Source organism: Bacteroidales bacterium (genome assembly GCA_017521245.1).
Taxonomy (GTDB): domain Bacteria; phylum Bacteroidota; class Bacteroidia; order Bacteroidales; family G3-4614; genus Caccoplasma_A.
The window spans coordinates 17042-30783 of the sequence record JAFXDI010000001.1 but is presented as its reverse complement, the minus strand read 5'-3'; the positions used below and the strand labels follow the sequence as shown (position 1 = coordinate 30783).

Sequence of the window (13742 nt, the reverse complement as noted above, 5' to 3'; positions counted from 1 at the left end):
TCTTTTGCTGACGTGGCTTGTCACATTCCTACTTTACTGAGATATAAATTTCTTAAGCAAAAATATACAATATTTTTATTAAGACACTACTGCTTAACAATTTATAATATTTATTATGAGTTAGAAATTAATCCCAATTTCTAACTCATAATTCTTCATTAATACGAAACGCTCATATCTGTTGGTACTGCTATATAGAAGTCGGCTCTGCCTTTGTTCTCATCTTCGAGCGAAGTGATATCATCTTGACGAACGTTGCATATTGTTACCACTCTTAATTGGGGTGCATACTCGGTAAGATAGGGGACTATACCTTGTTTAAAGTCAGAGTGGTAATTTCCGTTTATATGCAAAAAATATTTACTGCCACTCTTTGCTATATTCCATGCCATTGTGGCATCTTTTATCGCTTGTGCTTGCGCCATATATTCGGCATTTGATTCACTACCTGAAAACATCTGCATAAGAGAGAATGCCGAGTTCTCCTCCTCTTGTTTAAAGGTTACAGGCAAAGGTGGCAGGTATGATTTTGCCTCTTGTGAAAGAGAATCTAAATATTGTAGCCCTTTGTTCTTTACCACATTGGCATATCGGCGAGGTACGTTAGTTGCCACAAAGGGGATATTATTCTCTTTTGCAAAATATACAAATGGGTAGTAATCGGTTGAGTAATTAGGCCATAGACGTGCTTCATCTTCAAAGCGATCGTATGTTATTACCCTCTGCATATACTCATCTATTATCAACTGATTGTCTGCTTCAAACATCTCGGCTCCCATAGTAAACTCGTTACCATGTTGAGTGTATAGCGAACGTGCCACTTCCAACTCTAACCAGTGTGCTATTGCACAGTTATGTATCTCTCCAAAGAGTACAACATTGTAGGGCGTTATTTTTTTTATCAGAGTTTCGTAACCTATCTCTTTACCCTCTGAATCAAATATAGTGTACGCCTTTTTATATCCCTTTTGTGCATTCACCGAAAGAGTGAAAAGTAATGTAAAGGTTATTATAATGTATCTCATATATTTATTTTATTAAATGCTTCCGATGTTTGAAAAACCTCAGTTTAATTAACGTAAATGAGGATTTCGAAAACATGGTTAACGACAAAATTCTCCTTTTTATACGCTCTTATTCTATCTCTTATAATCTCCTATATATAATAATATTGCCCGTTCAGGATGCAAATATTCATTAAATGCCTCTTGAAGTGTTTCGGGTGTAATCCCTGAAAGCACCTCTTCATATTGGTTGAAATCAGATAGAGTTTCTCCGCTCTTAATAAGATTTATCAGATTGTTTTTCCAATCGGCTACTGCCTGCTCGTTTAGCACCTGACGTTTGGTTACTATAAAGGAGCGTTTCAATGCTTGTAACTCTGTATCTGAAATAGGTGAACTCTTTAACGAGAGGATAATTGAAGAGAGTAACTCCTCTGCAAATGCCATATTATGGCTATCAACAGCTCCCATAAAATCGAAATAGAATGTTTGTTGTGGTAGCCCGTTATATACAATTCCTACGTAGGGAGAGTATGCAATATTCTCTTTCTCTCTAAATACTTTCAGAAATCGGTCTTGCAACACATCTCTCATCAATTTTAACGTTAACGAGTTTTTAAGCGATGGTGTATAGTTTCCTGCCAATATGTAATCAAAGGCTGTTTGTGTTTGATTATCACTCTCAAATGCCTCGCTATAATATGTTTGTGGGAGTTCGTATGGAGTTGAAGAGAAGGTGTATGAAGCAGGTGTTGAACGCATATCTGCAAAGGTTGAGACCATAAGAGGTGCCATAGCATCTGCATCAAAACTTCCTGTTAGCAATATTGTTGTTCCTTGTGGGTTAGAGAATAGGGTTGTATAGTATGTTGCTATTGAATCGAGATTAAGACTTTTTATATCTTCAACTATTCTTGCTCTTATGTTTTTGTGCGAGGTGTTACCCAATATATAATCCATACGATTTACCAACATACGTTCAGAGTCTCGTTTCATCATCTTTTGCAGTAATGTTTCATCTCCAAATGACTCTACTTCATCTGCTTTTACCTCCTCAAAATCGGAGTAACAACGCTCTGGTCGGTGTATCTTTTCATATACAAGATTAAACATTTCCCCTGCCTTTGAGGTTGGTGCAGAGGCTAATAGTTCGTGCCAATGTGGACTTATTCCTGTATTTAGTGCCAATGAGTTTTGCAACATATATGTTGTTATGGTATCGTATGGAACAGCCTCAATCATTCCCATCTCCATATATCCTGCTGTTGCATCGTATTTATACAAATCCTCTTCACTTAAGTCTGCCACACCTCCTCGTGCAAAGAGTGAGAGTTGCACTCTATCAGAGCCATCGCAAGTGGGACGGAGTAGTATTCGTAATCCGTTTTTAAGATTTATCTCCGATACCGATATGTTTTCGTAATAGTAGGTTGATTCTACATCGTTGGGGTTAAAGGCTTTTGTAACCTGTAAACATTCTGGTGTAGATATAACAACCTCCTCTTCTTCCTCTTTTTGTTTATATATAAATGGTTCGGCTTGTAGTGTTGTTCCTCGCCTCCATGCCTCATCAATATCTTTAACTGAAATACTCTCCTCTTTGCCATATTTGTTTGTATATGCAACAAGCAGAGTTTCGTTCTTATAGTCAATCCAACGTTTAAGCATCCAAAGCAACTGACGTGCTTCTGTTCTGAGTATCTTCTCTACTAAACGCTCCATCTCGCGCTGCGTTTGAATATATCTGTCGCCTGAGATTATGTAATCGGCAAAGTCTTCACACCACATTGATGAAGGTAGAGTGTTATTATATATCTTTAGTGAGTGTAACATACTTGACTTTACATCCGCCATTTCATCGGGTGTAAATCCGTTATGCCATACGTAATGAAGTTCTGACACCAACTCCGATATTTGTTGCAGTAACTCCTCTCTACTTGTTCCAGAGAAGGAGAATACCAAATGTTTCTTATCGGCAAGATACCATGAATCGGACACTGAGATATTCATTCCTCGTGCCGAAAATCTGTTTGACAATGCTCTTACCAACAGGTTGTCTAACTCTCTACGATATACAGTTTCTAATGTTTTTCCCACTATACATTTGTGTGGGATTATAAGTTCTATCTTTGATTTTCGCATCAAAGTATCACACACCTCTTTTATCTGTGTTCCTTTTTTGTAGGTTAAAGGATATAGTTCATACCCTTCAGGTGTATGAGTGGGTACAGAAGAGAATATCTTCTCTATTTTTTGTTTTATATCAGCGGTATCAACCATTCCAACAACAACCACAGAGGCTAATTGCGGAGTGTACCAATGTTTATAAAAACCTTTTAATTTTTTATTATCAATTCGTTTGATGTCTTTCTCTCTTCCAAGAGGTATATGGTCGGCAAAGCGTCCGTTGCCAATCTTTAGCGAATAGAAGTTATCTTCAATTTGATAACCGCGAAGTTCCTCTAATATCACTCCCCTCTCTTTTTTTATTCTCTCCTCCTCAAAGGTAATGCCACACAACCAATCACGTAGTGCAATTAACGAGGTATCAATTGCGGTGTCATATTGATTATCAACAGGCACTGTTACCGAATATATGGTGCGGTCGTAACCTGTATAGGCATTAATATCGCGTCCAAACTTCATACCTACACTCTCCCAATACTCAATCATTTTACGTTCAGGAAAGTTCTCTGTTCCTAAAAAAGCGGCATGTTCCAGGAAGTGTGCTGCACCCTTCTCGTTGTCTCTCTCTTGTACCGAACCTAAACGCATAACCAATCGCATCTCAACGCTATTATTGGGATGATTATTGGGGCGAATAATATAGTGCAACCCATTATTTAGCCAACCCTCAATGGTATTAGATGGTAACTCAATCGGCATCTTGTCAGACACCGATTGAGCTTTTGTGGTTTGCAATGATAGTGCAAATATGAATAGCGATAATATTCGCAAAAGTTTCATTATTCTCAACTATTTTATTTTGCTGCATTCATTACATATGTTACCTCTACATTTTGATAACCATATGAGTTATACATATCAAATGGGAATACAAATTTGAATGTTCCTTCCTCAAAGTTGTATGAAGATGTTGGCTCTACCCAGTCAGTTGGCTCATTACCAAAGTAGTCTTCTGATATTGTGCTTATCAATAGATATTGTTTAGGATCCATTGATGCTCCATACTCAAATAATTCGCTCAATGTATATTCTACCATCTCTCCATCGCCATACTCATCAACCTCTACAATCTCTTCTGATTTTGCTTGTAGTTTATTCCATAATGAGAAGTTATAAGAGAATGGTACTGATGTAATCATATCTCCCCATGTATCCTCTACCTCTTGAGTAAATGTTATTTGATCATTCTCTATTGCAAGATCATCAAGAGTCATTTCAAATGTTTCACTTGCCGCAATCATAAATTTGCCATCTTCCGCAGGAGTATATCCTACTGCGCCCAATGCAGCAATTGAGTATGGGTATGAATACCATCCCTCGTAAACATCTTCGGTTGTGTTTTTACGCAACATCTCAAACATAAAGTCGTTCAATCCCATTGGGTTTGATACCATTTTTAAAACCGGTTTGTCGGCTGTTGCATTTTCGCTCAATGTAATAATTGTCTCTGATGTGAACTCACGAGCATCGTTTCCTTCATTAAAGTACTCTTTGTCATCACCTTCAACATATGGGAATGATACTTTTACAGTACAAGCAACTTTTCCCATCATACGATATAGGTCAATTCCAAGATTCTCTTTATATCCTGCAATCAAAGCTTTTTGCTCCTCGGTTAACTCAGGCATTGATGCAGCAGGTTGTACTTTTATTGTCCAAGGATTGCTCAACACAATTTTATCATTGCTTGATGATGCAATCTTAACTGTTACTGATTGCTCTGTTATTATAGAGTTTTTGTTGTTTGAATATACTTTCAACTCCGCAGTTTTTGTATTTGCAGGTATCTCAATTATATTCTCTTCAAGACGTAAAATATCTCCCTCGTTACCAACCAAGTCGAAGTTGATAGTTGTTGTCTCCTCTACAAAGTATGACAAAAGGACTTTGATAGTAATAGGCTCTGTTGCATCCTCTGCCATTGTTGTTACTCCACCTGTTCCTCCATTAACACTTAGTTGAACATAGTTTGTCATTTTCTCTGAGTCATCATCACCTGAACATGATGTTAACACAACTATTGGTAATGCCACCAATAAGAATAAAAAATTTCTTAGTTTCATAATTGTTTTGTTTTTAGTTAATATTATGTTTTTATGTTTATCTGTTTATTGGCCAACCATCGTTTTGCGATACTGCCTGGTTATATCGGTACTCTGATGCAGGTATAGGGAAAGTCCATTTGTAACTCTCTTTTCTGATGGTTGTATATGTTGATTTTCCCCATGCTGTATAGCGTTTTAAATCATTGTTTGCAAGACGCTTAATATCAAGGTAGTTTATACCTTCGCCCACAAACTCGTTTAATTTTTCTGATATTATTCTCTCTATCAACTCCTCGCCCGTAAGTGTAACAGGTATTGTGTTTGCTCCGCAAAGTGAGAGATAATGGTTTATCTTTGATATACCTGTACTCTCTTCTCCACTGCGACAATAGGCTTCGGCTGCTATAAAATATGCTTCGGCATATCGCATCATATCTACATAGTTGTTTGCCTCCCCTTTACGATTATTCATATTGTATTTACCAAAGAGATTTCTGCTCTCCCCCGCCATTGTAAAGGGATAGAGATTATACTCTCGGCGAACATCACTCATGGCATACTCCACTTCAGGGTTTACTGCAAAATAGTCGCCATTAGGCTCATCATACTGTATTGAGGTGTAGTATGGATTGGTGGTATTGAATGCAAATATACGTCCTTCGTATGAGTTTGCACTCCATAGATAACGGTAATTTGTTCCTGTAAACCAACTGTCATCTGCCACTGACAAAACATCCTCAGCATACTGGGCTGCCTTTGTATAGTTTCCTGCATATAACTCTAATTGCGACAATATGTGGTATATTGCAGTTTTTGACAACCAGCCGTTTTTATCGGTATCTGCACTTTGTGAAAGAGCATCGAGCAGTAGAGTTCGAATATAGGTTACACAATCTGATTTTGAAGAACGTGCAACTACTTCAACTCCTATTCTCTTTTTAATTACCACACCATCGGCATTTATATTTTTATGATATGGTGTAGCAAATAGTTGTAATAATTTGAAGTAACACAATGCTTTAAGTGTTTTTGTTTCACTTGCAATCTGTTTCTTCTCACTCTCTTCTGATGTGTTTGCTGTTGCTACGTTTGGCAGACGCTCTAACAACACATCACAATAAGCAATGGTTGTGTAGTATGTACTCCATATCTCTCCTGCCAACTCGTTTATAGAGTTATCTTGCCAACGATATAGATTTTGTTGCGATACATCTTTTCCTGATAGATTTGTAGGGCAAAAGTCCTCTCCCAATATTGAGAGTTGATACTCATAATGGGGATATGATATGTATGCCGATGTTAACAATGAACGTGCTGTTGATACGGTTGTTATTGCATCGGGATCAGAAAATTGATCGGGTGGCGGAATGTTTAACGAACACCCACAAAAGATTGCTACCAAAAGTATGCAAATAATATGTTTTATATTTCTCTTCATTTTTTGCAGGTATTAGAATGTTAAACTCATATTAATTGTATATACTGGTTGCAGTGTTCCTGCCAGTGTTCCGCTCTCGGGATCTGACTCGCTATACTTTGTCCATGTAAAGAGGTTTGATGCCTGAAATGCAAAGTTTGCATACTTTATGAACTTTATATGTTGTGCCAACCACTTGGGCGGTACGCGATAACGTAACGATATTAACGATAGTCTTAAATAGTTACTACTACCTACTGTAAGTGAGTTGGGATAGAGCGAAATATTATTCTCTGCAGTTGTTGAGGTGTAGAATGGTGTTGGATATAACTTATCTTGGTCTCCCGGACGGAACCACATATTTTCGGTTTGTCCTGCAACTGCATTTTTATGTATATCATCTTTTGTTCTTACATATGAGTAGTTATAGCGTTGTATTCCGCCCAATGAGTAGTAGAAATCTACATCTAAATCGAATGATTTATATGTTAATGTCACTTTAAAACTTCCTGTGTATGGGGGTGTTGAATATCCCAATGCTATAACATCTTCAGCTTTTAATGCCTCAGTGGCTTGTTTCTCTGTTCCGTCGGGAAGCAGGAATACAGGATAACCTGTCAATGGATTTATTCCTAAAGAGTGTGGTCCATAGAGCATATCGTATGATTTGCCTACTTCGTAATCGGGTACTATTGACTCCTCCGATGTGTATATCTTATCGGTATAGTAAAGGTCTAAAACTTTGTTTTTGTTATAAGCCATATTAGCACCAATAATGAATGTCCAGTCGTATAGGTCAACCACTTTGGCATTAAGACTCAACTCCACTCCCTGATTTTGTAATGAACCTATATTACGTTTCAAAGATGAGAATCCTGTTGATGCAGGAATTGGCACATCCAAGAGTGCATCTTCGGTTGTACGATTATACCAATTGACATCAATGGTCAGGCGTTTAAAGAACTCAAGGCTCAATCCTGCATCAATACTCTTTGTCTGTTCAGGCTTGAGATCACTGTTATAGAGTGCAAGCAGATCTAATGGCCTTTGTGTCTCGTACTTTGATGTTGAGTAGGCAAAACTTGCAACGGTTGATGAAATGGATACTCCGTTAAGGTTTGCCATATATCCGTACGATGCTTTAAGATTTAGATTTGTAAGCACTCGCTGGCGTTTAAAGAAACGATATTGCGATGGTGTCCATCCTGCTCCCACCGCCCATGCACTATTCCATCGTTTGTCGGCTGGTAATACTGATGAAGCATCTAATTTATAGGTTGCAAAAAGGTCATATGTTCCATCGTAAGTATATCCACTAACAACTCCAATTCCTATTTGGGCACTCTTGTCCCGCAGTCCGCTAACGTATGGTTGACGGTTTCCCTGAAGTGACTGATTTATTGCTGCTGCCGAGTTTATTGTTCCAACTCCATAGCCTCGCATTAGAACATTATCTGATGAGGTCATATAGTAGTCGGTATTTGCTCCAATAGTGAAGTCGTGCTTATCGTTAAAGGTCTTGCTATATGTTATACGAACATTTGAAGAGAGGTTTATTGTTGATAGTTTTGATTTTGAGTATATACCTCGCTCCTCTTCGGGAATACCAGAGTGTGTTTCGCTATATGCTGTTGAGGGCGTAAATTGACGATTCTCTGCCAACATAAAGTTTACTCCTCCAACAGCAGCTATATCTAACCCCGAAACTGGCGTTATGGTTATACTTGCTGTTGCTCCTGCATCTGTATCTGTTCCAACTTCGGAGAACTGATTCATTAGGTCTTTATATGTTCTTCCTGGATTTGACCACAACTCTCCAAACTTCTGCTCATAAGGGTTTAAATCATAAACTAATGATGCTGGATCATTTGTTGTTCCGTTAGGGGTATTTGTCTTTGAATATCCGCCGTTTACACTCATCATCAAATAACCAATCTTTCCAAGTCGTTGATCAAGATTTAACCTCAGACTCATTCTCTGTTTGTCGTTTCCTGGTATTCTTCCGCCCTGTTGAGTGTAGTTGGCAGACACATAGTACGATGTTGCATCGCTTCCACCTTTCAAACTCAGGTTGTGTTTTTGGTATAGACTTGTATGCAGTAGTTCATCAAACCAATCGGTATTGATGTTTCGCATTGAGTCGAGTTTCAACGCTCCTTGTGCTATAAGATTTTGCAAGTTTGGATCGTTTGAGTGAAATCTGTTATAGTAGTCGGCACTATATCTATATCCCGGGGTCTCAGGATTTTGGATAAGACGCTCCAACTCTAACTTTTCGGCTGAGTTCATCATCTCTATTCCTCGCCTACCTCGTGCGGTTACTCCAATATTCATATTGTAGTTTACTGAGGTCTTTCCCTCATACCCGCGTTTTGAGGTTATCTCCAATACTCCATTTGCCGCCTTTACTCCATACAAAGCACAAGCAGCGGCATCTTTCAGAACCTTTATATCCTGAATATCAGAGGTGTTTAAATTGTAAAATGTCTCAGCAGTGATAACCTGACCGTCTAATACATAGAGAGGCTCGTTTGTAGCATTGCCTTTTCGCAACGAAGAGTTTCCGCGAATACGAATCTCTGGGACTGCACCCAACTCTCCTGTATTTATCACATTCAAACCAGGCACAGAGCCTTGAAGAGCCAAACCCATATCTATCATAGGTTTCTCCTCAACGCGTTTAATATCGATGGATTGAACGACTCCACTTTTAGCACGTATATCTATCTCGTTGATATTTGTCTTTGCCGATACTACAACCTCATCGAGTTGTGTTTCATCTTCACTTAGAACTATATCAATAACTTTTTCTCCTCTATATTTAATGGTTTTGGTTGTCATTCCCAAAAATGAGTACTCTATAACCGCCCCATTATATACGCCTACAAGTTGATAATTTCCGTCTGCATCCGACACAGTTCCCAACTGAGAGTCAAGTATTCGTATTGCCGCTCCTGGCAGTGGATTGCGATCGGTATCAACTACACTTCCTGTTAGTCGCTTTTGAGCCTCGACACATAGCGGTAAACAAAAAATTATCAATATAGGCAATATCCTACTTCGCCACATTGCTATGCTGTTTTATATCTATTTTTAAAGTTTTACATATAAAAAAGTCTCATTTTTCAAATTTGTTTCAAATTTACAAAATTATATTGCAAAATGTAACATTTATTTGATAAAATATAGGAAATTGAAAAAAATTAACTCTTTGTTAATTGCAAAGGGCTTTAGATTCTCTAAGTTTTTTTATAGTGATGATTGTCAAATCGACAAATATTATTATAGTTGCATGATGCAAGCGACCCCTGTTAGTGGAAAGGCAAGTTTCTCAACTGAAAACAGACAACTTATCTTTAATTCTCTCTTCAAGAGCGATTCTCTCAAATGAGTATGTGCGATCTAACTCCTGCACCATAAAAAGGAGGGTTTGTGCTTTTTGTATCATCAGGCGGTTATGTTCAAAACGAACATCTTCAATTATCATCTTAACCAAGAGTTCTACCAACTGCCAATCGCCTATGCGTTGCATAATATCATCGCACTCAGCATTCGTTAACCACTCTGCCGACACATTGAGTTCGCTGTAATATCCATCGGCAAGAAGGGTTATATCATCCCCCTCGCTTTTACGTTTTATGAGATATGCAAACTTCTTTGCCAACTCTGTTATTTGTGCCAACAGATAATCTTTTTTTAACATAGACTTTTTTAACTCAATACAGTATGTTCCAGCAATATTTTTGTTCCTATTGCAATAAGTATTACGCCTCCTGCCAATGTGGCGTATGTTCGCCAACGGGTACCAAACATTTTACCTATATAGCAACCAACAACAGAGGCTAAAAATGTTATGGTAAATATTATTATGGTTGCATGGTGTAAGGCTATCTCTAAGAATGCAAATGATACTCCCACCGCTAATGCATCAATGCTTGTTGCTATACCCATCTGAATAAGGGTTACTGTTTTTGTTGGGTTAAAACAGCACTGCATCTCATCTTCTTTTTGTGTTACTACATCAAGTATCATTTTGCCTCCCAAGAATAGTAATAGTGCAAATGCTATCCAATGATCTACGACATGTATTATATCTACAAATCCTACCCCTAAAAACCATCCTATAACTGGCATAACTGCTTGAAAAAATGATAGATATAAGGCTATCTTTAAAACGTTTGATATTTTAAATGGTTTTAGTGCTACTCCTGATGATAGCGAAACCGCAAACGAATCCATTGAAAGCCCTAGTGCCAATATTATTAGTGCTAATATACTCATATATCAATTAGAAATCTTACTATTTACTCTTTATATTTCCTTGTTTTTTAAAACTTTCATTATATCTGCTGGTGGCAAACCTCTCTTTAACTGCTCCGCCATATAGAGCATATATGGCTTTGAGTGCTCAAAAAATTTATATAATCCTTTGCATAGATAGTTTAAACCCTCTTCGCCATCGGAGGTTTTTGAGATTCTATTTTTGGGACACTCGCCATTGCAAAGGTGCAGAAATTCACACTCTTTGCATTGGCGTGGCAGAGAGGTAAACTTTCTCTCTCCAAACTTCATCTGCTCAGGCGAGAGCATCATCTCTGTTAATGTACGTGTGCGTATGTTTCCTAATTTGTATTCTGGAAAGACAAAGTGATCACAACTATATACATCCCCATTATGCTCCATAGCAGCAGCATGTCCGCACACCTTTGCATATATACACACTCCTGGTTGCTCTCCTACCCAACCTGCAAGCGTTGAATCGAATAGTTGTATGAAGTATTGCCCTACATCTTTTCTTACCCACTCATCAAATATGGTGCAATAGAAATTGCCGTAATCTTCGGGAGAAACGCACCACGGTGGCATTTCAACATTTTCAAAATTATTACCCGGAGGAAGAAGTTCTAAGCCATCGGCACGATCTCCCCAACGCTCTACTATGGGCGAGAACTGCATATAGTGGCTTCCTATACTCTTAAAAAAGTTATATACCTGTAACGGATACTTTGCACTATAATCGTTAACTACCGAGAGGGTATTAAACTCAACTCCATGCTTTTGCAAGAGTTCAACTCCTTTCATTACTTTTGCAAATGTTCCTCTCCCGCTCTTGTCTCGGCGATAGCGATCATGTATATGTTCGGGACCGTCAAGGGAGATTCCTACAAGAAAGTTCTCCTCTTTAAAAAATCGGCACCATTCATCGTTTAGTAAAATTCCGTTTGTCTGTATTGAGTTTGAAATAGTTCTTCCCCGAGCATGGCGTTGCTGCAAACGTATGGCTTTCCGAAAAAAATCTATTCCTCTCAAAAGTGTTTCACCTCCATGCCAAGTGAATAGTACGTTTTGTGTGGGTTGACACTCTATATAATCTATTATGTAACGTTCCAAAATATCATCACTCATCTTGGGTGATGTTCCTCGATAGAGTTCTCCTTTCTCAAGGTAGTAGCAATAGTGACAATCTAAATTGCACAACGCCCCTATTGGCTTTGCCATAACATATATGGGAAAAGTCAACGGATTGAATATTGCTGTCTTAGAGTTATTTTGCATTCTGTTTTCCTCTTATTTGTTCAAGTTGTTGTGCAAGACGTGCTGTTTTTACTTTGCGTTTTGATGCAAGGTTTTTTGTTTCACCTTTATCTGTTGAGAGGTTGTATAGTTGTGGCTGTGGATTGTTTCCTGTCTCTATGGAGGTCCACCTGTTAAATGACTCTCCTTGTGATGGTGATATATATTTCCATTTGCCTGACACTATTGACAAGACGTTTTGTGCATTCTGCAACACAACTGTTTTACGTCCTGCATTGGTTTTACCCATCCACGCATCAATCTTGTTCTCGCTATCCGGAGCAGCACCTTCAGGCATTGTAACCTCTAACATTGATGCAAATGATGCAAACCAATCTACTTGCGAAAGGAGTGCATTATTAACTTTACCTCTATTTTTACCACTCCATTTTATAACACAAGGTATCCTTGTTCCTGCCTCAAAGGAGCTGTATTTACCGCCCCTAAACTCTCCTCCCGGTTTGTGATCGCCTAACAGTTCTACGGCTTCATCTTTATATCCATCATCAACTACTGGACCATTGTCACTTGATAATACTATTATGGTATTATCATACAATCCAAATCGCTTTAATGCCGAAACAATCTCTCCAACACTCCAATCGAATTGTATTATTGCATCTCCTCTTGCCCCCATTCCTGATTTTCCTTCAAAACGACTATGCGGAACGCGTGGAACATGGGCATCTTGTGTTGCAAAATATAAAAAGAATGGTTCTCCTTTATGATTCTCTATAAACTCTATTGCCTTTTGCGTTAGCACATCTGCAATATCTTCATCTCTCCATAAAGCCTTACCTCCTCCTTTCATATATCCGATACGAGATATTCCATTAATTATTGAGAAATCATGACCATGAGAAGGAGAGAGTTTTAAGAGTTCTGGATTATCTTTCCCCGTAGGTTCTCCATCAAAGTTTTTGTTATAATCTACATATATAGGATTTTCTTCATCGTAATTTGCTACTCTTCCATTTTCTACGAATACACATGGCACTCTATCGCCTGTGGCTGCCATTATATATGAGTAGTTAAATCCAATATCCACAGGATTGGGTGAAAGATATGAATTCCAATTCTGCTCTCCGCTTACAGAGCCTAATCCTAAATGCCACTTACCTACTACTCCTGTTCTATATCCTGCATCAACGAACATATCTGCCAATGTGTATTTGTCTTCCGGAATTATAAGAGCTGCATCTCCATTGGCTACCCCAGTTCCCTCTTTTCGCCAAGCATACTCTCCTGTGAGCATTGCATATCGCGATGGGGTACTTGTTGCTGCCGCACTATGAACATTTGTAAATCGTACCCCTTCGTGTGCCAACGCCTCTACATTTGGTGTTGATATTGTTGTTGAGCCATTACAACTCAAATCACCATAACCAATATCATCAGCATATATGAATATCACGTTAGGCTGGAGATTTTCTTCTTTCTCTTGTGATACTGCATCAATCATTGATAATGATGCTATTGAAAATATTAATGGGATACGTTTCATTGTGTATGTTT

The 13742-nt window shown here is 38.3% G+C and carries 9 protein-coding genes; all 9 read right to left on the bottom strand.

Going from position 1 to position 13742, the window contains the following annotated elements; all coding sequences use genetic code 11:
• Nucleotides 1-158: 158 nt before the first annotated feature.
• Nucleotides 159-1025, bottom strand: a complete 867-nt coding sequence (locus IKK64_00115) for a ChaN family lipoprotein (GenBank protein ID MBR4118465.1) — start codon at nucleotides 1023-1025, stop codon at nucleotides 159-161.
• A gap of 114 nt (nucleotides 1026-1139) precedes the next feature.
• Nucleotides 1140-3971 (bottom strand): insulinase family protein, encoded by a 2832-nt coding sequence (locus IKK64_00110; protein MBR4118464.1) that lies wholly within the window; start codon nucleotides 3969-3971, stop codon nucleotides 1140-1142.
• A 14-nt stretch (nucleotides 3972-3985) separates the two neighbouring features.
• Nucleotides 3986-5254, bottom strand: coding sequence for a DUF4929 family protein (locus IKK64_00105; GenBank protein ID MBR4118463.1), 1269 nt, complete (start codon nucleotides 5252-5254; stop codon nucleotides 3986-3988).
• Between the two features lie 37 nt (nucleotides 5255-5291).
• Nucleotides 5292-6674, bottom strand: a complete 1383-nt coding sequence (locus IKK64_00100) for a RagB/SusD family nutrient uptake outer membrane protein (GenBank protein ID MBR4118462.1) — start codon at nucleotides 6672-6674, stop codon at nucleotides 5292-5294.
• Nucleotides 6675-6686: 12 nt separating this feature from the next.
• The gene (locus tag IKK64_00095; GenBank protein MBR4118461.1) at nucleotides 6687-9722 is read right to left on the bottom strand and encodes a SusC/RagA family TonB-linked outer membrane protein; all 3036 of its coding nucleotides are present in this window, start codon (nucleotides 9720-9722) and stop codon (nucleotides 6687-6689) included.
• A 262-nt stretch (nucleotides 9723-9984) separates the two neighbouring features.
• Nucleotides 9985-10356, bottom strand: coding sequence for a hypothetical protein (locus IKK64_00090; protein MBR4118460.1), 372 nt, complete (start codon nucleotides 10354-10356; stop codon nucleotides 9985-9987).
• Nucleotides 10357-10364: 8 nt separating this feature from the next.
• Nucleotides 10365-10934 (bottom strand): manganese efflux pump, encoded by a 570-nt coding sequence (locus IKK64_00085; protein ID MBR4118459.1) that lies wholly within the window; start codon nucleotides 10932-10934, stop codon nucleotides 10365-10367.
• 30 nt (nucleotides 10935-10964) lie between these two features.
• Nucleotides 10965-12209 (bottom strand): anaerobic sulfatase-maturation protein, encoded by a 1245-nt coding sequence (locus IKK64_00080; protein MBR4118458.1) that lies wholly within the window; start codon nucleotides 12207-12209, stop codon nucleotides 10965-10967.
• A complete protein-coding gene (locus IKK64_00075; GenBank protein MBR4118457.1) occupies nucleotides 12199-13731 on the bottom strand; it encodes an arylsulfatase in 1533 nt (510 codons plus the stop codon). Before IKK64_00075 ends, IKK64_00080 begins: the two co-directional genes overlap by 11 nt.
• Nucleotides 13732-13742 lie beyond the last annotated feature (11 nt).

Coding starts and splice junctions, on each gene's coding strand:
- IKK64_00110 (MBR4118464.1), bottom strand. CDS start 3,971: ATGAAACTTTTGCGAATATTATCGCTATTCATATTTGCACTATCATTG.
- IKK64_00075 (MBR4118457.1), bottom strand. CDS start 13,731: ATGAAACGTATCCCATTAATATTTTCAATAGCATCATTATCAATGATT.
- IKK64_00115 (MBR4118465.1), bottom strand. CDS start 1,025: ATGAGATACATTATAATAACCTTTACATTACTTTTCACTCTTTCGGTG.
- IKK64_00105 (MBR4118463.1), bottom strand. CDS start 5,254: ATGAAACTAAGAAATTTTTTATTCTTATTGGTGGCATTACCAATAGTT.
- IKK64_00085 (MBR4118459.1), bottom strand. CDS start 10,934: ATGAGTATATTAGCACTAATAATATTGGCACTAGGGCTTTCAATGGAT.
- IKK64_00090 (MBR4118460.1), bottom strand. CDS start 10,356: ATGTTAAAAAAAGATTATCTGTTGGCACAAATAACAGAGTTGGCAAAG.
- IKK64_00080 (MBR4118458.1), bottom strand. CDS start 12,209: ATGCAAAATAACTCTAAGACAGCAATATTCAATCCGTTGACTTTTCCC.
- IKK64_00100 (MBR4118462.1), bottom strand. CDS start 6,674: ATGAAGAGAAATATAAAACATATTATTTGCATACTTTTGGTAGCAATC.
- IKK64_00095 (MBR4118461.1), bottom strand. CDS start 9,722: ATGTGGCGAAGTAGGATATTGCCTATATTGATAATTTTTTGTTTACCG.